The organism is Paenarthrobacter sp. UW852 (genome assembly GCF_024608385.1).
GTDB lineage: Bacteria > Actinomycetota > Actinomycetes > Actinomycetales > Micrococcaceae > Arthrobacter.
This window is the reverse complement of record NZ_JAMSGY010000007.1, coordinates 145,528-163,179: the sequence shown is the minus strand read 5'-3', so window position 1 is coordinate 163,179 and position 17,652 is coordinate 145,528. Positions and strand designations below refer to the sequence as shown.

Genomic DNA, 17,652 nt, shown 5'->3' with positions numbered 1-17,652 from the left:
TCAATAGATCCCGAAGGTATGTATCTATGGTTCACACTGCCCATCTAGACACTGATCTCGCCGCTGAACTGCGGGCCGACGTTCGCCGGGTTTCCACCCTGCTGGGCGAGTCCTTGGTCCGGCAACACGGTCCCGAACTGCTCCAGCTCGTGGAGCAGGTGCGCCTGTTGACCAAGGAATCCAAGGAAGCCGCCCGCGGCGGCGCTGATGCCACCGGTCCGTGGAGCGCGCACGACGTCGTTGTCCAGGTCCGTGAACTGCTCGCCTCCCTGCCACTTGAGCAGGCCACCGACCTTGTCCGCGCCTTTGCCTTCTACTTCCACCTCAGCAACGCGGCCGAGCAGGTCCATCGTGTCCGGGGTCTCCGAACCCGGCAGGAGAAGGACGGCTGGCTCGCCAAGGCCGTTTCCGAGATCGCCGGCCAGGCCGGCCCTCAGGTCCTGCAGGATGTAATCAATGAACTCGATGTAAGGCCTATCTTCACGGCCCACCCGACTGAAGCGTCGCGGCGTTCCGTGCTGGACAAAGTCCGTAAGCTCTCGGATGTCCTCGCGGAACCGACCCGGGAGGGGACCTCTTCCCGCCAACGCCAGGACCGCCAACTGGCAGAGATCATCGACCAGATGTGGCAAACGGACGAGCTTCGACAGGTGCGCCCCACCCCGGTGGACGAGGCCCGGAACGCTATCTACTACCTGAACAGCATCCTGACCGATGCCATGCCGGAAATGCTGACGGATCTCTCGGAGCTCCTGGCCGAGCACGGCGTGACACTGCCGACGAAGTCGGCGCCCATCCGCTTTGGTTCCTGGATCGGTGGGGACAGGGACGGCAATCCCAATGTGACCGCCGCTGTCACCCGGGAAATCCTGCAGCTACAGAACCAGAACGCAGTTCGTATCGGCATCGTGTTGATCGACGAACTGATCTCGGTCCTCTCGAACTCCACCGCCCTGTTTGGTGCGGACCAGGAGTTGCTGGATTCCATCGACGTGGACTTGAAGAATCTTCCGGGACTGGACAAGCGCATCCTGGAATTGAACGCGCAGGAGCCATACAGGCTCAAGCTCACCTGTATCAAGGCCAAACTCATCAACACCGGACGTCGTATTGCTGCCTCGACGCACCACGAGCCCGGCCGCGACTACGCGACGACGCCTGAACTGCTGGCAGAGTTCGGCCTGCTGGAGAGTTCGCTGCGCAACCATTCAGCAGCCTTGGTGGCTGATGGTGCCTTGGCCCGCGTTCGGCGGGCTCTTGCCGCGTTCGGCCTGCACCTTGCCACCTTGGATATCCGCGAACACGCCGACTACCACCATGATGCTGTCGGGCAGCTTGTGGACAGGCTGGGTGCCGCGAAGCCTTACGGAGAGTTGACCCGGGAGGAGCGTTTTGCCTTCCTTGGCGCCGAACTTGCTTCGCGCCGTCCGTTGTCCGGCCACCCCATCAAGCTCGAAGGTACCGCCGATGGAACCTACGATGTCTTCCGGAGCATCCGACAGGCCCTCCACACCTATGGTCCTGATGTGGTGGAGACGTACATCATCTCCATGACCCGTGGCGCCGATGACGTGCTGGCGGCGGCGGTCCTTGCCCGCGAAGCCGGGTTGATCGATCTTTTTGGCAGCAAACCCCATGCCAAGATCGGTTTCGCTCCCCTCCTGGAGACCGTTGAGGAGCTCCGGGCATCTGCCGAGATCGTGGATCAGCTCCTCTCCGATCCCTCCTACCGTGAACTCGTCCGACTCCGTGGCGACATCCAGGAGATCATGCTGGGCTACTCCGATTCCAACAAGGAATCCGGCGTGATGACCAGCCAATGGGAAATCCACAAGACCCAACGCAAACTGCGGGATGTTGCGGCGAAGCACGGCGTCCGGGTGCGTCTTTTCCACGGCCGTGGTGGTTCCGTTGGCCGCGGTGGCGGACCGACGTACGACGCCATCATGGCCCAGCCGAATGGAGTGCTCGAAGGCGAAATCAAGTTCACGGAGCAGGGCGAGGTCATTTCGGACAAGTACTCCCTGCCCGAACTTGCCCGGGAAAACCTTGAGTTGTCACTGGCTGCTGTGATGCAGGGTTCGGCCCTGCACCGGACTCCGCGTACGTCAGAGGACGAACGCGAGCGTTACGGGAACGTCATGGAAACCATTTCCGACGCCGCCTTCGCGCGGTACCGCACGTTGATCGACGACCCCCAACTGCCGGCGTATTTCCTGGCCTCCACCCCGGTGGAGCAGCTGGGGTCGTTGAACATTGGATCGCGTCCCTCCAAGCGCCCGGATTCCGGTGCCGGCCTCGGTGGACTTCGTGCCATCCCGTGGGTTTTCGGATGGACCCAGTCGCGCCAGATCGTCCCGGGTTGGTTCGGGGTCGGATCAGGCCTGAAGGCTGCCCGCGAGGCCGGGAACACGGATCAGCTCGTGGAGATGATGGACCGTTGGCACTTCTTCCGCTCGGTGATCTCCAACGTGGAAATGACGTTGGCCAAGACGGACATGGAAATCGCGGGCCACTACGTTTCATTGCTGGTCCCCACCGAATTGCACCGGTTATTCCACATGATCCGTGATGAATACGAGCTCACGGTGGCTGAAATTGAAAGGCTCACCGGCGAGACCGAGCTGCTGGATGCCCAGCCGACGCTGAAGCGGTCACTGGAAATCCGTGATCAGTACCTGGATCCCATCAGCTACCTCCAGGTGGAACTCCTGCGCCGTGTGCGTGAAGAGTCGGTGTCCGGCGCCGAGATTGACGAGCGGCTCCAGCGGGCCATGCTCATTACTGTCAATGGTGTGGCTGCCGGACTCCGCAACACCGGCTAGCAGACCCTCTTCCACATCCCTACCGATTCAACGGATCCCTCCTGCACCCGCTGCAGGAGGGATCCGTTCAAGGGGGTGGGATGTGGGAGAGCGTTAGGGTTATGGGATGCCTTCGTTCCAGACCAAGCTGAAGATTACAGGCCTCAAACCGGGAAATGCGCCCGAGTCCGTCATGGCTGCGGCAGTCGAGGCCCTGGAAACCCGCCACCACGTGGAATCGAACCAGCTGGACATTGTGGGCGGCGTGCCCCAACTCAGCCTCCGCTTTACCGTTGGCGACCGCGATTACGCAGGCGAGAACGACGAAGCCCGGACGTCGGCTGCCATGATGCGTGACGCCGTCGAACGCGTTGCCCTGACCGGAAGCCTGTACGTGTTGCGCCGTAGCCGCGGGCGCTGGTCGCCGATCTAACAGGCGAGCGCTACTCGGGTTGGGGAGTTTCACCGTCGACCGGATCGCCGTCGAACGGTTCCTCGACGGGGGAACGGTTGCCGCGGCGACGGGTGACGATCAGCCCCACCACCACTCCGATGACCAACCCAACGCCGACGCCGATCAACGAGCTAGCCCAGAACGGCAGCTTGGTGGTGGAACCGGTGAAGTAGCCCAGGCCCACCTGCCAGACGGCCCAGAGCATGGCGCCCATCGCGGCACAGAGGCTGAACCCGCGGACGGACACGTTGGCGATGCCCGATGCAGCGGAAGTCGCGAGCCGACCGCCCGGGACGAATCGCCCGCCGATGATTGCGCCGTATGTGGACGAGCGGCCCGCTTTGGCGATCGCTGCGTGAATTCCGCGGTGGACGTGGCGGCCCCATGACCAACGGTCGAGAACGTGGCTGATGCGCCGCTTGAACAGCAAATACACCGCCATGTCGCCCAGCCATGACGCGAAGGCGGCCAGAAGCAGGATCAGCCAAACGTTGGTGTGGCCGTCGGCCGCGAGCGCCCCGCCGGTAATGACCACCATTTCGGACGGGATCGGTGGAAAAATGGCGTCGCCCACCACGATGGGTACGATCCACAGGTAGATCGCGGATCCCCACGTCTCAGGGGCGGTGATGTCCATGGCCACAAGGTACCGCACTTGCTGCCGCTGCCGCTCTGGGCGAGACTGGCGCCATGCGAATCGACATCCTGCATGGCGACATCACGACGCGCCCCGTGGACGTTATCGTCAACGCCGCCAACTCGTCCCTGTTTGGTGGAGGGGGAGTGGACGGTGCCATCCACGGGGCTGCCGGGCCGGAACTTCTTGAGGCGTGCCGGAGGCTTAGGCGTTCGGAATTGCCCGATGGTTTGCCTGTGGGCGCGGCTGTCGCAACTCCGGGTTTCCGCCTTCCGGCCCGTTGGGTGGTCCACACTGTGGGGCCCAACCGGCATGCCGGGCAGACGGATCCGGCGCTGCTCGCATCGTGCTTCAGCGAAAGCCTGAAGGTGGCGACGGGACTGGGTGCCCGGTCGGTTGCCTTTCCTGCGATCAGCGCCGGAATTTATGGTTGGGATGCCCGTCAGGTCGCCGAAGTCGCGTTCGACGCCGTCAGGTCCTTCTGGTCGTCGCCGTCAGCGGGTGCCGCGTCAGGCAGCCCGCTGGAGTTGGTGGAATTCGTGCTGTTCTCAGAAGAGACGACGGCGGTCTTCCGGGCCGCATTTGAAGCCTCGCCTGGTCCCTGGACCTGACGTTTGCGTCGCTGCACCATGAAGTACAGAACCGTCACAAGGGCCAGGGACGGGATGCCAAAGATCAGGGTCATGTTGAATGCTTCTGTTCCCAAGGTGCTGACGGCTATGGCGAACATGAGGACCGCGCCCAGGATGGTTCCCGCCGGGTAGAAGCGTGTCTTGTAGGAGAGTGTTGTGCCCGTGCGTTTCATGCTCCTGCGGAAGAACCAGTGGGTCACGAAGATCATGAACCAGGTGAACATTGCGCCGAACATGGAGATCGCCATCATGAACGTGAAGGCAGTCTCGGGGAACATGGCGTAGACCACGGTGGCGATCGCAATACCAGTGGTTGAGAGGATCAGGGCATTCACTGGGGCACCGTTACCGCGCAGCCTGCCGAAGATGGCGGGTGCGTCGCCGCTGCGGGAGAGGCTGAAGATCATCCGGGTGGAGATGTAGAGCTGGCTGTTCATGGCTGAAAGCGCAGCGATGATCACCACAAACGTGAGCAAGCTGTCAGCGAAAGGGACGCCAAGGTTCTGCATCACGGTCACGAAGGGGCTGCCGCCCGACAGGATCTGGCTGACCGGCGCGATGGCCAGGATCAGTGCCAGGGTAACGATGTAGAACAGCAGGAGCCGGACGATAGTGGTGCGGAAGGCCTTCTTCACTGCTGTGGCGGGATCCTTGGCCTCCCCGGCGGCGATGGCGATCATTTCGATGCTGAGGTAGCTGAAGATGGAGACGATCACGGCGAACCAGGTACCGGACAAACCGTTGGGGAAGAATCCGCCGTCGGCCGAGTAGTTCTGCAGGCCGGTGCCATTGGTTCTGGCCCCGAAGACAATGTATGCGCCGAGCACTATGAAAGCGATGATCGCGAAGACCTTGATGCTGGAGAACCAGTATTCCAAGGCGCCGAACACCTTCACGTTCATGGTGTTCACGCCGATGAGTACGGCAGAGAAGAAGACCACCCACAGCAGGGACGGGACGTCCGGGAACCAGAGCTTCATGTATTCACCCACCGCAGTGACCTCGGTCCCCACAGCCAGCACGATGCAGGACCAGTACATGTACTTGACCAGGAACCCGGCCAGTGGACTGACGTAATGCTCGGCGAAGGCACCGAACGAACCGGACGTGGGGTGTGCCACCGTCATCTCTGACAGGCTGCCCATCAGGAGCAGGGCGATCAGCCCGCCGATGGCGTAGCTGATGATGACGCTGGGGCCGGCCAAGCCTATGGCGAATTTGCTGCCCAGGAACAACCCGGTGCCGATTGCGCCGCCCAAGGCGATCATGGTCATCTGCCGTGAGGTGAGCTGCTTTTTGAGCCCGCCTTCACGTTCTTGGATCTTGTCGAAACTGCCCATCACGACCTCCTCGTCGATTCTGCAAATCGATTCAAGATAGAATCCAGTCCAATGTCCTGCCAAGGATTCTGAAGAATCACAAAAAGAACAGGGGCTATTTCGTGTCGGATTCAACCGTGAACCGAACGGCGGGCGCCGTTCCGAATCCCGTTCGGCTCGATGACACAGACCGTCTGATCCTTCGGGAACTCATGGCCGACGCCAGGATTCCCAACAACGTGCTCGCGTCCAAGGCGGGGATCGCGCCCTCAACGTGCCTGGGCAGGGTCCGGGCGCTCAAGGATGCCGGAGTCATCCGGGGTTTCCATGCATCCGTGGATCTTGAGGCGTTGGGCTTGCTGGTCTACGCGCTGATCTCCATCCGGGTGAACCCGCAGGCCCGCAACAAGATGCTGGCCATCGCGCAGCGGCTCAAGTCGCTGCCGAACGTCCAGAGTGTGTTCCTTCTGGCCGGCGACCAGGACTTTCTGGTGCATGTGGCCTGCGGGACGCCGACGGAGTTGCGGGACTTCATTGCTGTCCACCTCGCATCGGATCCGGCCATCGCCAACACGCAAACCAACCTGGTGTTCGACCATTTGACGCCGGGGGAGTAGTGCCCCGTTCAGGCGTGGGCTTCGCTGAGCTCCAACCGGCTTCGGTATTCCACGGGCTTCTTGCTGATGGGGTCCACGAAAGTGATGCCGCGGGCCAGTAGTTGAAGTGGCTTCGCGTAGTCGTCCGGGGCTTTGTCCAGCAGGTCCGGGTAGAAGGCGTCGTTGACGATTCCGAGTCCGAGCGAGGCCATGTGCACGCGCAGTTGGTGGGTCTTCCCGGTGTGGGGTTCCAGCCGGTACAGCGCGCGCTGGTGGGTGCCGGCGTCGAACGTCCTTGTTTTTTCGATCCGCGTTTCTGCGTTTGGTTCGCCGTCGATGACTTCGGCGAGGAGGTAGCTGCGGGACTTGGTCATGCGGTTGCGGACTACTGCGGGGAACTCGACGGCGGGAAAACCGGGGGCGGGTGTCGCGGCAGACACGCACTCGTATTCCTTCTGGACCTGGCGCTTCTCGAAGAGGACCTGGTACTTTCCCCGTGTCTCCGGGTTGGTGGAGAGCAGCAGGAGCCCGGCGGTCATGCGGTCCAGGCGGTGCATGGGGATGAGGTCCGGGAGGTCCAGCTGGTTGCGGAGGCGGACCAGTGCCGATTCCTGGATGTAGGTACCGCCCGGGGTGGTGGGCAGGAAGTGCGGTTTGTCGACCACGAGGATGTGTTCGTCCTGGTGGAGGATGGTGATTTCCACTGGAATCCGGGTCTCCGGGGGGAGCGTGCGGTAATACCAGATGAACGTGTGGTCCTCGAGCCTGGTGCTGCGATCGAGGGGGACGCCGCCTTCGCCCACGATTTCGCCGGCGTCGAATCGGTCCTCGATGCCTTGGGGGTCGATGTGTCCCCAGCGATGCATCATGTAGTCCATTGCAGTCTCCCAGGGCCCGTCGTCCGGGAGGCGCAGGCGGGTTGCGTTGACGCCGTCGCGCACGGGGAGGGGGGATTGCATCACTGGACAATTCTACCGGGATCGCGTTGTGGGGCCCGCTCTGCGTGCCTGGGTGGCCCGAATGGGCGCAGAGCGGGCCTCACAACACCGAACAGAAAAAGGTTCTTGACAATAAAAGTTGTCGGTAAACATAATTGAAGCATGTTGGACATCGAAGTGATCGAAGACCCGGCCGCGGCGGAAGCGTCACTGGACCCAATCCGTACGCGCATCCTTCAGGAGCTCGCCGAGCCGGCGTCGGCCACGCAGCTTGCCGGCAGGGTTGGATTACCGAGGCAGAAGATCAACTACCACCTCAAAGCCCTCGAGCGGCACGGGTTGGTGGAGTTGGTGGAGGAGCGCCGCAAAGGCAATGTCACCGAGCGCGTGTTGTGCGCCACCGCCGCCTCCTACGTCATTTCGCCGGCCGCACTGGCCTCCGTGGCGCCGGATCCACGGCGTTTCGCTGACAGGTTCTCGGCCTTCTGGCTGCTCTCGCTTGCCGCGCGCACCGTTCAGGAAATGGGAAAGCTCATCTCCGGCGCTGCCGTGGCCAGGAAGAAGCTGGCCAGCTTCGCCATCGACGGCGAGATTACTTTCCGCTCGGCCGCCGATCGCGCGGCATTCGCGGAGGAGCTCGGCGTGGCGGTGACGCGGCTCGTCGATAAATACCACGACGGCGGTTCTGTCACCCCGGCGGGTGGCGGACGCAAGCACCGGCTCGTCGTTGTCCTCCATCCAGCACTCAAGACCCCCTCAACGGAACAAGCAGCCTCCGGGCACACAGCAGAAAAGGACCAAGGCAATGACTGAGAACCGGGAATTCGAAATCGTGGCGGACACCGAGCTGCCCGGCACGCCTGAACGCGTGTGGAACGCCGTTACTGCAGACACCGCTGCCTGGATGTTCCCCACCGATCAGTGGCCCGCCGTGAAAACGGTGGAGGAATACCCCACGCATCTCGTGTCGCGGATGGACGGCCCGGACGGCTGGTTCAACCAGTTGGAGCACGTCCTCGAACCCCTCGAGGGTGGGCGCGCCAAGCTGCACTACGTCCACAGTGGCATTTTCGCGGACAACTGGGATGAGCAGTACGACGGCGCCAGCAAGCACACCGAGTTCTACCTGCACACCCTGGGCCAGTACCTCCAGCACTTCGACGGGCGGCCGGTGGTGTTCACGGACATCCAGGGCCCCGCGACTTCGCAGGCTCCCGACGGCTTTGTGCAGCTGAAGAAGGCGCTCGGGGTGGAAAGTGCTGCCGCCGGGTCGCGCTTTGATGTTGAGGTCGACGGCGTTGGCCGGTTGAGCGGCGAGGTGGACTTCGCCAACCAGAACTTCCTGGGCCTGCGGACCGCGGATGCCATGTATCGCTTCTTCGGCCGGAACGCCTTTGGTGCTCCCGTCGGCATGACTGTGCACGACTTCAGCGGTTCCGGGGATTCCGAACTGACGGCCAAGGCTTGGGGCGGTTTCCTGGAAAAGGTATACGCCTAAAGGATTGGCTAGGGGGCCCAGGCGCGGGCTACGGACGCGAGGGCGGCTTCGTAAATTCCGGGCCAGTCGGTGGCGGGGTCGTTCATCTGGGCCAGCTCCAGGCTGACCAGCCCATGGACCTGTCCCCAGATCCCCATCGCTACCACTATGGGGTCTTCCGCACGGAGCCTCCCTGCGGCCTGCGCCTCGGCGACCGCCTCTACCAGGGGCAGCATCGAATCCGAGGCGACATCCGGCGTCGGCTTGCACTCCACATAGGCGGCCAGCGCGCCACCGAACATGAGCCGGTAAAGGGCCGGGTGCTCAAGGGCCCAAACGCGGTAGGCCCTGCCGAGCGCCAAAAGACCGCCGTGGGCGGCTTCGCGTTGGGACTCCCCGAAGGTGCGGAAACCGTCGTCGACGGCGGCCGTCAGCAGTTGGGCTTTTCCGCCGAAGAGCGAGTAGATCGCGGTGGTTGACGTGTCTGCTGCGGCGGCGACGTCCCGGAGGGTCACGCGGGCCGGGCCTTGGCGGTCCACGAGTTCTGCGGTGACCGCCAATAATCGTTGCCGGACCTGGAGATCATGAACGATAGGTCTTGCCATGCCCTCAAGTGTTTCATAACATTGTTTCATAACGACGTTATTAAACGATGTTGTGAGAACAGGAATCTGACAGTGGGTTCCCCAAGCGAAGGAATTCACATGGCACAGGAAATCTTCCCCGGCCGATTCACCGCTGACGTAGGGCGCGATACAGTCACGGTGTTCCTGATCGGGATGCGCGCCAACAGGTGGTGGAAGGTGGGCCGTGTTGCCAGGGTGGCGTCAGCCATGACCGCCATGCTGCAGCACCTGGCCGCGAATCCCGAGGCGGGCTTGCTCAGCACGGAACAGTGGCTCGGGAGGACCACCATGCTGCTCAGCTATTGGGAAAGCCCCGAGCACCTGCGGCGTTTTGCTGCCGACCGGGAGTCTCCGCACCTTGCTCCGTGGCGGAAGTTCATGAAGGAAATGTCCGGCAGCGGCGACGTGGGGGTGTGGCATGAGACCTACCAGGTTCCGGCGTCAGGCATTGAAGTGGTCTACAACGGCATGCCACGGTTCGGCCTGGCCAAAGCTACCTCGCACATCCCCGTAGGCCCCGGCAGCAACACAGCCAAGCAGCGCATGGGCGCGGGGGCTGCCCAAGCGGGGGCCGCCCAAACAGAAGGCTAGGCCACTGCCGCCGCCGCTGGGCGCTCCGACTTGAGGGACCGGCGGAGGTGGGGCGAGGAGTCCAGCTTGTCCTGGGCTCCGCGCAGGGCCAGGACGGCGACATCCAGCTGCTCAGGCGGCAACGTGTACGGCACGCGAAGGAAGTGTTCAAAGGCTCCGCCCATCCCGAACCTGGGACCCGCTGCCAAGCGAACCCCAAAGTCCGGGGCAAGGATCGTCAGCGCCGTGCTGCAGGGGCTGGGGAGGCGGCACCAAACGGTGAGTCCGCCCCGCGGCTGCTCCACTTCCCAGGCCGGCAGGTGTTCAGCCAGCAACCCGAGGAGTGATTCCCGGTTGTGCCGCAGTTCCTCCAACCTGGCATCCAGGGGCTCGGCGAAGGACCGCACCAGCCGGGCCGCCGCCAATTGCTCCACAACAGGACCGCCCAGATCCATGACGGTCCTCGTTGCCACGAAACGGGAAATCAGGCCCTCGTCGGCGCGGATCCACCCCGTCCTGAGGCCCGCCCAATGGGACTTGCTCAGCGACCCAATGGACACCACGGCCGGACCGAAAGCGGACATCGGCGCGGTGCGGACGCCGTCGAGGTTTAATCCCCGGAGCGTTTCGTCCACCACCAGGACTGTCCCCGACGCCGCTGCAGCCCGCACCAGGCGCCGACGCTGCAGATCGGACATGATGCGGCCCGTCGGATTGTGGAAATCCGGGACCAGGTACGCCATCGCGGGCCGTTGCTGGTTCATGGTGGACACCATGGCGTCGATGTCCCAGGCTGGTGAGGTCCCCGAGGGCAATGCGACGGGAAGCGGTTTGCAGCCGGCGGCCCGGATGGCGTCCAGGGCGTTGGGGTAGGTGGGGTGCTCCACCAACACCCGGTCCTGCTTGCCGGCCAGGGTGCGAAGCACGATGTTGAGGGCGTGCTGGGCGCCGGAAGTGACGAGGATCTGGCCCGGCGTGGTGGGCACTCCGTCGGCGGTGTACTTGTCCGCAATGGCTTCGCGGAGTGCCCGGACCCCCACGGCGTCGTACCCAAAGCCGGGCAGGAGGGCGGGCAGTTCGGTCAAGGCGTCCGCGAACGCCCGATGCACCACTTCCCCGGCAGCCGGCAGGGACGCGTAGGCGAGGTCCAGGAGGCCATCCGGCACGGCGAGGCCGGGCGCACTCACGGGTACGGTCCGGTGGGGGATGCACGTCCGGGCCCGGCTGCCCTGGCCCGAGGTGAGGAAGCCCTGTTCGCGGAGGTTGGAGTACGCGGCCGTGACGGTGGTCCGGCTCAGGTCAAGGGTCTGGGCCAGGGCCCGCTCGCTGGGCAGCGCTACGTCCAGCGGTATGCGCCCGTCCATCACCAGCAAGCGCACGACGTCGGCCAGCTCGCGGTAGGCGGGCAGGGAACCGGAGTTCCAGGAGCCGAGGAGCCGAACGAGTGCGGTGGGGTTCAAAGAGCCGGACATAAGACCAGTATTGCAAACTGGCTATGGAATACAAGGCCAGTTTTCGGCGACGATGGATTCCATGATGACCCGAAGACTCACTCAACTCCTGATCGGCCTCGCAATGTACGGCATCTCCCTGGCCGTGTTCATCCGTGCCGGCCTTGGCTTGGACCCCTGGGATGTATTCCACCAGGGCGTGGCCACCAAGACCGGTTTCAGCATTGGCGTGGTGGTCATCGCGGTCAGCTTTATTGTCCTCCTCCTCTGGATCCCGCTGCGGCAGATGCCCGGGATTGGTACCGTTGCCAACGCCGTTTTGGTGGGCCTGTTCGCTGATCTGGGGCTCTGGCTCATCCCGGCGGTCTCACACCTGGGCGGGCAAATTGCCATGCTGGCCGGAGCCGTGATCCTGAACGGCATCGCCTCTGCCTGCTACATCGGTGCACGATTGGGTCCCGGTGCCCGTGATGGCCTGATGACCGGGCTGGTTCGCCGTACCGGCTGGTCGGTGCGCCTGGTCCGCACCGGCATCGAAGTGACTGTCCTGGCTGTAGGCCTCCTGCTGGGCGGGTCCGTGGGCGTGGGTACCGTGGTCTACGCCTTAGCCATCGGGCCGATCGTCCAAGTGTTGCTTCCCCGGTTCATGGTGCCCGAGCCCGTCCCGGCGCCGGGTTCGGATCCTGGCAGGGAAACAGCCACCACGGAAGCCGCGCCCGCAGCCTAGCGGCACGCCGGCACGTCCTCGCCGTACCGCAACCAGTCCGGCAGGTCCTGGGTCAGTGCGTCGCGGATGGTGGGGGACCCGGCGCTCCGCCAGTCGACGTCGTCGTTAATCTCGATCTCGTACTTCTTCCACTCGAACCAATTGATCATCTTCAACTGCGGATACTTTTGGTGCGTTTCGGCGGAGAAGACCTGGCGCCACCAAGCACGTTTGACGTCCAACTCCGATGCCCCGCCGCGCGCAGGGGTAAAGATCGCAGCGGTCTCCGGGACAGCCACGGGCCGGTCATGGTCCACGCCGTACACCTGGTAGAAATCCGGCACGGAACTGTCGTCGCCCGCCGTGCCGCTGTAGGTTCCGGTGAGCATGGCCAGGAACTTGCCCGGTTCAGCAATGTCGTTGTTTCCCCACGGGCGCTGGTTGCCCCAGTGGTACAGCGAGACTCCCACCCAGTCCACCGCGTCATCCCCCGGATAGTAGGGGGCATACGTGTCATCGGCCATGGTGAGGGTGCCGTCATGGTCAGTATCAAGCGCGGCGAAGTCCGGGGTGCCCGGACGGGCCGCGTACTGGCCACCGGTAAACGGATAGCCGCCCCCATAATTTGGCGCCCACATCATGGACGTGCCCGGCGCCTGCGCGTGCACCGCGGCCGCCACCTTGCGGAAAACCTCCACGTAGCGGGTGGGCTGCTGGCCCCACGAATACCAGGAGCCGTTCATCTCATGCGCAAAACGTACGACGACGGGCGTCCCCTGATCGTTGATGGCGCGTAAGTCGGTGGCCAACTTGGCGATCACCTCGTCACTCATCGTCGCCAGGCCGCCGTGCGGCTCCAAGGTCAGGAGCAGCACCCCACCCGCCGCCCGGACCTGCGTCACGGCGTTGGTGGTGTGCGCCCACGTTTGGTCGTCGTAGGGAATGTCGGAGAACTGCACCACAACTGCGGGATCATGCCCCAGATTGGCCCGGTGCTCGGCAAGGGTTTCGGTGTTCCAATCCAGGTTGACCCCCAGTAGAACGCCATCTTTGGGGATAATCGATGCCGCATCTCCGGCCTTGCACAGAGACAACGCCTGGACAATGGGGACCACCTCCTTGGAAGCGAAACCCAGGCCGGTAGCCACCAGTGAGGTCACCAGCAGGGGAACAACCAGGCTGGCTCTCCTGCGTTTGCGGTCCGGGTGGCCGGTAAAGGCAGGGGGAGTGGGCTTCAGCCGTGGTGGCCTGGGCGCTACCGCGGTGGCGCGGGCCATGTCAGCTCCACCCCAGGGTGCGACGCCGTCTTGGGAAGAGCCTGTGCCATCGGAACCCGGGCGCCAGGTGGCGTGCGCGCCCTGGTCCCAGGCCGCCGTCGACGGCTTCCTCCCGGGTTCCATATATGCGGGTGACTTGCCCCAGATGAGCCTGGAGCCGGGTAATTTCCAAGGCCGCGGAGCTGCCGAAAAGACGCAGGTCTCCGCCGCGGGCGCGCAGGAGGTGCAACACCTCCAGGAGGCCAACGACGCCGGAAGCGCCGACGGTCGTCACCGCCGCCACATCCAGCAGGACCAGGATGGGCCCGTCAGTTGCGGCCTTTGCGGATTCCTGGCGAATGCCCAGGACGGTTGCTGCGTCCAAGGCGCCGGTGACGGTCAGGTCAATGCAGGAAAGGGACGTGGGCATGGTGTTTGAAACACGGGAAAGTGTGGACATGATGGTCGCTCCTGGCTGGGGGTTGGAACGGCGTTATGGGGATGTGTGGATCAGCGCCTGGCAGGCGGAGGGGTGAGCGTCGCCGGATTGAGGACGCTGGGGAGTTCATCGGGTGTGGGCATGGGATCCACCTGTTCCTCTCCAGGGCCCCGGTACCTGGCGGCGCCGATGACCACGCTGAGCAAGGCAAGGTCCAATGCCACCCAAGCGAGGGTGATGAGCGTGGGGTACAGGGGCGCCTCGCCGGTAGCTGCGCGCGCTATGCCGATGCCCGACGAGACCAGCAGGACGGCCATCGCCACCAGTTGAAGCCGGACGTGCTGGAAGCCGCGTCCTGCCGCCTGCTTGCTTTTGGCCGTCACGGAGAACGTCAGGTGCTTGCCCAGGAAGACCGCGGCAGCACCGGAACAGGTCGCCGCGATCCATGTTGGAAAGAGCGCGAACGACCACTGCTGGCCGCGCCACAATCCCTTGGACCCGTTGCCTGCCACCTGGAACAGGAGCTGGCAGGAAAGGAAGAACGGCAGGAACAGGCAGAAGAACACCACCGGACTCGCAGTGAGCGGGTACGTGCCGGCCACCAGGAACACCACCGGCGCCGCGATGTAGCTCAGTGCGGCAAAACCGTTCAGGTAACTGGTCATGGTGCCCAAATACATGAGGCGCTGGGCCAGGGTGAGCCCCCGCAGGAACAGCGGATTGTCGTTGAAAAACACCTGCATGGTCCCGGCTGCCCAGCGGTGGCGCTGGGACAGCATGGTGGACACATCCTCCGGGGCCAACCCGTGCACCAGGACCTCGTGGTGGTAAACGCTGCCCCAGCCCATGGCGTGAAGGTGCATGGCCGTAGCCATGTCCTCCGTGATGGTGGTGGTGTCCATCGGATGGATGGCCAACGCCTGGTCGGTATGGGCAACATCCACCGACTCCAGGACTGCGTCGAGTTCCGGCACGACGTCCTCCATGGCTTCCGGAACAGCCAACGCTGCGGCGTGGAAGGAAACCCGGAGCTCGAACGTGATCTCAGCCAAGACGTCGCCGCGGCGAAGCTGCTGTTCGGCACGGGTAACCGCTGCCATGGCCTGCTCCACCACCGGCATGGCGGCTGGATGGCGACGGCCGAGTTCCCCGTGCAGGTCCTGCAGCCGGGACCGGCCCCTGCGCAAAGCGCTCCAGGTGTGCTCGGTGGCGGTCCGGGTGTAGCGCGTCAGGCCCAGGGCCATGAGGGCTTCCCTGCGCAGGACAGCATTCGAACCGCAGAAAAACGCTGCGTCCCAACCGTCCTTGCCCTGCTGGATGGGGCCGTAGAACAGTTCGGCCTGGCTGCCCAGGGGGTCCCGGTCCGGAACATTCCAGAAATGTTGCGGCGTCTGGACGAACGCCACTTCCTCAGCATCGAAGTAGCCCAGGACCCGGTCCAGGAACCGTGCTTCGGGGACCTGGTCCGCGTCCAGGATGGCCACGAACTCGCCCGTGGTCATGGACAATGCGTTGTTGACATTGCCTGCCTTGGCGAACCGCTGCCGACCGTCCCACTCGGGACCACGGGTAATGTATCCGACGCCGATCTGCCGGGCTGCGCTCGCAAACCCGCTGCGGTTCCCGTCGTCCAGGATCCACGTTTCGTGCGGGTAGTCCATGTCCCTGGCCGCAATCGCCGTCTTGAGGACAAGCTCAAGCGGCTCGTTGTAGGTGGCGATGAAAACGTCCACGGTCCGGCCCGGCAGGGCAGGCGGGGGCGGTGGCCGCCGTCGTGCATTCCACATGGTGACGGCGTACAGCGTTGACTCGCCCAGGCTGTACGTTTCCGCGGCCACGAGCGGCAGGGAGATCCACCACGCGTCCCATGCAACGGTTCCTGACCAGCGCCAACTGATGTAGATCAATCCAAAGGAAACCACGAGGACCGCAAGGATCCTTACCAATATCTGCTTGTGAATGCCCATGTTTAGCCTCCGGGTAACTGCTGGGGAAAAGGCAAAGGCGCGGCAGGCTGTCCCTACGCCCTGAAGGCGAAGTTGGGAGGACACGGCTGACGCGCCTGGAGCATGCATCGTCGATGCTCAGAGGAAGGAATTCAGTTGCGAACGGAATTTCCCTAAGCCATGGACTTGTTGGGCCAAGCCGATGGTTCCTCTTTCCACTTTCTCCCGGCTGCATTTCGTTGCCGTTACGGGATTGATAAGTACTTTCGCGTTGATTATTTCCTGGGGGTGACATTTGGCGTGTCCCCACACCAAGGCCTTGCGCGCCGAATGGCAAGGCAGTCAGAGTTGCTGTCATGAAGCGACGACTCACACCCATGGTGATGGTCATCGTCGGATTTACGCTCATGGCGACACTCATCGCTCCTGAGCCTCCGGCGCTGGCGGCCGCCGGCATGCCGGCCCCTGGTGCGCTGGTGTGGAGCGACGAGTTCAACGGTCCCGCCGGCACCGCCCCGGACAACAGCAAATGGCTCCACGACACGGGAGGGTCCGGATGGGGCAACAGCGAACTGCAGTACTACACGGACAGCACCCGCAACGCCGCCATGGACGGGAACGGAAACATGGCCATCACTGCTCGCCGCGAAAACCCGGACAATTACACCTGCCACTACGGACCGTGCCAGTACACCTCGGCCCGGCTATTGACCGCTGGTAAGTTCAGCCGCAACCAAGGACGCTTTGAAGCACGGATGAAGCTGCCTAAAGGACAAGGAATGTGGCCCGCGTTTTGGATGCTGGGCGACAACGTCTTCACGGATGGCTGGCCCAACAGCGGCGAGCTCGACGTCATGGAAAACGTCGGCAAGGAACCCGGAACCACTTGGGGCAGCATCCACGGTCCAGGCTATTCGGGCGCCAACTCGGTCAACGCCAGCTACACCCTGCCCCACGGCCAAGCTTTGGGAGACGCGTTCCACACCTTCACCGTGGACTGGGGGCCGGATTCCATCACCTGGTACATCGACGGCATTGCCTACTCACATAAGACCAAGGCCAGCGTTCCGGGGCCCTGGGCTTTCGACCACAATTTCTTCCTTCTGCTCAACCTCGCCGTCGGCGGCACGTGGCCCGGAGCGCCGGATCCGGAGACGGCGCTCCCGCAAACCATGCTGGTGGACTACGTCCGCGTTTACGACCTCGCACCCGCTTCGGCGCCACCGTCCGCCGCGCCCAGTGTCCGGATCCAGGGTTATGCGGGCAAATGCATCGACGTCGCCGGACGCCAGGCCATCGACGGTTCCTCACTCCAGTTGTGGGACTGCGACACTGCCGCGTCAGAACAATGGACTTTTGCGGGCAACGGGACCGTTCGGACGTTGGGCAAGTGCATGGACGTGGCGTGGGGCTCCACGGCCAACGGCGCCCAGATCCAGCTGACTGCCTGCAACGGAAGCGCGGCGCAGCAGTTCGTCCTCAACTCCGCGGGGGATTTGGTGAACCCACAGGCCAACAAATGCGTTGACGTCGCGGACTGGTCTGCTACGAATGGTTCACGCTTGCAATTATGGGATTGCGCCGGTTCGGCCAACCAGAAATGGTGGCGGACGGTGTAGAAAAACGTCCGACGGCGGCGCGCAGGCAGCGCGGGTCCGGCGACTATTGCTGGGGCGGCTGGGGAGCTTCCTGGAGTAGTCGGCGGGGCCTTGCGCGTAGTGCGTCGTCGTCGCGGCGGTTACCGATGCGCCCGGCCGGCACGGAGATACGGTGTCCGGCCGGGCCGCGGTCTCAGGGGCTG

General features: G+C 63.8%; 16 protein-coding genes and 1 pseudogene. 9 read left to right on the top strand and 8 right to left on the bottom strand.

The window, feature by feature from the left end:
- The first annotated feature begins 26 nt into the window (after positions 1 to 26).
- Both ppc and NEK97_RS13800 read left to right on the top strand, forming a co-directional pair.
- Positions 27 to 2,825: a phosphoenolpyruvate carboxylase gene (ppc, locus tag NEK97_RS13805; protein ID WP_257370436.1), complete on the top strand. Its 2,799-nt coding sequence runs from the start codon at positions 27 to 29 to the stop codon at positions 2,823 to 2,825.
- A 106-nt stretch (positions 2,826 to 2,931) separates the two neighbouring features.
- Positions 2,932 to 3,237, top strand: coding sequence for a hypothetical protein (locus NEK97_RS13800; RefSeq protein WP_211714153.1), 306 nt, complete (start codon positions 2,932 to 2,934; stop codon positions 3,235 to 3,237).
- A 10-nt stretch (positions 3,238 to 3,247) separates the two neighbouring features.
- Here the strand turns inward: NEK97_RS13800 and NEK97_RS13795 are convergent, their stop codons facing one another.
- Positions 3,248 to 3,895, bottom strand: coding sequence for a DedA family protein (locus NEK97_RS13795; RefSeq protein ID WP_235519926.1), 648 nt, complete (start codon positions 3,893 to 3,895; stop codon positions 3,248 to 3,250).
- A gap of 53 nt (positions 3,896 to 3,948) precedes the next feature.
- On the opposite strand from NEK97_RS13795, the gene NEK97_RS13790 reads away from it, so the two are divergent.
- A complete protein-coding gene (locus tag NEK97_RS13790) occupies positions 3,949 to 4,506 on the top strand; it encodes an O-acetyl-ADP-ribose deacetylase (RefSeq protein ID WP_257370435.1) in 558 nt (185 codons plus the stop codon).
- A gap of 86 nt (positions 4,507 to 4,592) precedes the next feature.
- Here the strand turns inward: NEK97_RS13790 and NEK97_RS13785 are convergent.
- A pseudogene (locus tag NEK97_RS13785) lies at positions 4,593 to 5,795 on the bottom strand (amino acid permease); the annotation flags it as partial.
- 173 nt (positions 5,796 to 5,968) lie between these two features.
- Between NEK97_RS13785 and NEK97_RS13780 the strand changes: the two are divergent.
- Complete coding sequence (locus NEK97_RS13780) at positions 5,969 to 6,463, top strand: Lrp/AsnC family transcriptional regulator (protein ID WP_235519928.1); 495 nt, start codon at positions 5,969 to 5,971, stop codon at positions 6,461 to 6,463.
- 8 nt (positions 6,464 to 6,471) lie between these two features.
- On the opposite strand, the gene NEK97_RS13775 is transcribed toward NEK97_RS13780, so the two are convergent.
- Positions 6,472 to 7,401 (bottom strand): RluA family pseudouridine synthase, encoded by a 930-nt coding sequence (locus tag NEK97_RS13775; RefSeq protein WP_257370532.1) that lies wholly within the window; start codon positions 7,399 to 7,401, stop codon positions 6,472 to 6,474.
- Between the two features lie 141 nt (positions 7,402 to 7,542).
- On the opposite strand from NEK97_RS13775, the gene NEK97_RS13770 reads away from it, so the two are divergent.
- Positions 7,543 to 8,193, top strand: coding sequence for a helix-turn-helix domain-containing protein (locus NEK97_RS13770; RefSeq protein WP_257370434.1), 651 nt, complete (start codon positions 7,543 to 7,545; stop codon positions 8,191 to 8,193).
- Positions 8,186 to 8,878, top strand: a complete 693-nt coding sequence (locus tag NEK97_RS13765) for an SRPBCC domain-containing protein (protein WP_257370433.1) — start codon at positions 8,186 to 8,188, stop codon at positions 8,876 to 8,878. Before NEK97_RS13770 ends, NEK97_RS13765 begins: the two co-directional genes overlap by 8 nt.
- An 8-nt stretch (positions 8,879 to 8,886) precedes the next feature.
- Here NEK97_RS13765 and NEK97_RS13760 read toward each other — a convergent pair whose 3' ends face one another.
- Positions 8,887 to 9,462 carry a TetR-like C-terminal domain-containing protein gene (locus NEK97_RS13760; RefSeq protein WP_257370432.1) on the bottom strand — a complete coding sequence of 192 codons (576 nt, stop codon included), beginning with the start codon at positions 9,460 to 9,462 and terminating at the stop codon, positions 8,887 to 8,889.
- Positions 9,463 to 9,561: 99 nt separating this feature from the next.
- Between NEK97_RS13760 and NEK97_RS13755 the strand changes: the two genes are divergently transcribed.
- A complete protein-coding gene (locus NEK97_RS13755; protein ID WP_257370431.1) occupies positions 9,562 to 10,074 on the top strand; it encodes a DUF4188 domain-containing protein in 513 nt (170 codons plus the stop codon).
- Here the strand turns inward: NEK97_RS13755 and NEK97_RS13750 are convergent.
- Entirely contained in the window at positions 10,071 to 11,525 is a 1,455-nt protein-coding gene (locus NEK97_RS13750; protein ID WP_257370430.1) for a PLP-dependent aminotransferase family protein, read from the bottom strand. The genes NEK97_RS13755 and NEK97_RS13750 overlap by 4 nt on opposite strands.
- Before the next feature lie 61 nt (positions 11,526 to 11,586).
- Here NEK97_RS13750 and NEK97_RS13745 point away from each other — a divergent pair, with 61 nt between their 5' ends.
- Positions 11,587 to 12,231 carry a YitT family protein gene (locus NEK97_RS13745; RefSeq protein ID WP_257370429.1) on the top strand — a complete coding sequence of 215 codons (645 nt, stop codon included), beginning with the start codon at positions 11,587 to 11,589 and terminating at the stop codon, positions 12,229 to 12,231.
- On the opposite strand, the gene NEK97_RS13740 is transcribed toward NEK97_RS13745, so the two are convergent.
- The 3 genes from NEK97_RS13740 to NEK97_RS13730 are packed head-to-tail and all read right to left on the bottom strand — an operon-like array spanning position 12,228 to position 15,872.
- Positions 12,228 to 13,487: a glycoside hydrolase family 26 protein gene (locus NEK97_RS13740; RefSeq protein ID WP_257370428.1), complete on the bottom strand. Its 1,260-nt coding sequence runs from the start codon at positions 13,485 to 13,487 to the stop codon at positions 12,228 to 12,230. The two genes, NEK97_RS13745 and NEK97_RS13740, sit on opposite strands and share 4 nt — an antisense overlap.
- 1 nt (position 13,488) lies before the next feature.
- Positions 13,489 to 13,926: an STAS domain-containing protein gene (locus NEK97_RS13735; protein ID WP_257370427.1), complete on the bottom strand. Its 438-nt coding sequence runs from the start codon at positions 13,924 to 13,926 to the stop codon at positions 13,489 to 13,491.
- 50 nt (positions 13,927 to 13,976) lie between these two features.
- A complete protein-coding gene (locus NEK97_RS13730; RefSeq protein WP_257370426.1) occupies positions 13,977 to 15,872 on the bottom strand; it encodes a glycosyltransferase family 2 protein in 1,896 nt (631 codons plus the stop codon).
- Positions 15,873 to 16,207: 335 nt separating this feature from the next.
- Here NEK97_RS13730 and NEK97_RS13725 point away from each other — a divergent pair, with 335 nt between their 5' ends.
- A complete protein-coding gene (locus NEK97_RS13725; RefSeq protein ID WP_257370425.1) occupies positions 16,208 to 17,470 on the top strand; it encodes a ricin-type beta-trefoil lectin domain protein in 1,263 nt (420 codons plus the stop codon).
- Positions 17,471 to 17,652: the final 182 nt, after the last annotated feature.

Excerpts from the sequence above, each read along its gene's own strand:
- ppc (WP_257370436.1), top strand. The coding sequence starts at position 27 with ATGGTTCACACTGCCCATCTAGACACTGATCTCGCCGCTGAACTGCGG.
- NEK97_RS13800 (WP_211714153.1), top strand. The coding sequence starts at position 2,932 with ATGCCTTCGTTCCAGACCAAGCTGAAGATTACAGGCCTCAAACCGGGA.
- NEK97_RS13795 (WP_235519926.1), bottom strand. The coding sequence starts at position 3,895 with ATGGACATCACCGCCCCTGAGACGTGGGGATCCGCGATCTACCTGTGG.
- NEK97_RS13790 (WP_257370435.1), top strand. The coding sequence starts at position 3,949 with ATGCGAATCGACATCCTGCATGGCGACATCACGACGCGCCCCGTGGAC.
- NEK97_RS13775 (WP_257370532.1), bottom strand. The coding sequence starts at position 7,401 with ATGCAATCCCCCCTCCCCGTGCGCGACGGCGTCAACGCAACCCGCCTG.
- NEK97_RS13770 (WP_257370434.1), top strand. The coding sequence starts at position 7,543 with ATGTTGGACATCGAAGTGATCGAAGACCCGGCCGCGGCGGAAGCGTCA.
- NEK97_RS13765 (WP_257370433.1), top strand. The coding sequence starts at position 8,186 with ATGACTGAGAACCGGGAATTCGAAATCGTGGCGGACACCGAGCTGCCC.
- NEK97_RS13760 (WP_257370432.1), bottom strand. The coding sequence starts at position 9,462 with ATGGCAAGACCTATCGTTCATGATCTCCAGGTCCGGCAACGATTATTG.
- NEK97_RS13755 (WP_257370431.1), top strand. The coding sequence starts at position 9,562 with ATGGCACAGGAAATCTTCCCCGGCCGATTCACCGCTGACGTAGGGCGC.
- NEK97_RS13750 (WP_257370430.1), bottom strand. The coding sequence starts at position 11,525 with ATGTCCGGCTCTTTGAACCCCACCGCACTCGTTCGGCTCCTCGGCTCC.
- NEK97_RS13745 (WP_257370429.1), top strand. The coding sequence starts at position 11,587 with ATGATGACCCGAAGACTCACTCAACTCCTGATCGGCCTCGCAATGTAC.
- NEK97_RS13740 (WP_257370428.1), bottom strand. The coding sequence starts at position 13,487 with ATGGCCCGCGCCACCGCGGTAGCGCCCAGGCCACCACGGCTGAAGCCC.
- NEK97_RS13735 (WP_257370427.1), bottom strand. The coding sequence starts at position 13,926 with ATGTCCACACTTTCCCGTGTTTCAAACACCATGCCCACGTCCCTTTCC.
- NEK97_RS13730 (WP_257370426.1), bottom strand. The coding sequence starts at position 15,872 with ATGGGCATTCACAAGCAGATATTGGTAAGGATCCTTGCGGTCCTCGTG.
- NEK97_RS13725 (WP_257370425.1), top strand. The coding sequence starts at position 16,208 with ATGAAGCGACGACTCACACCCATGGTGATGGTCATCGTCGGATTTACG.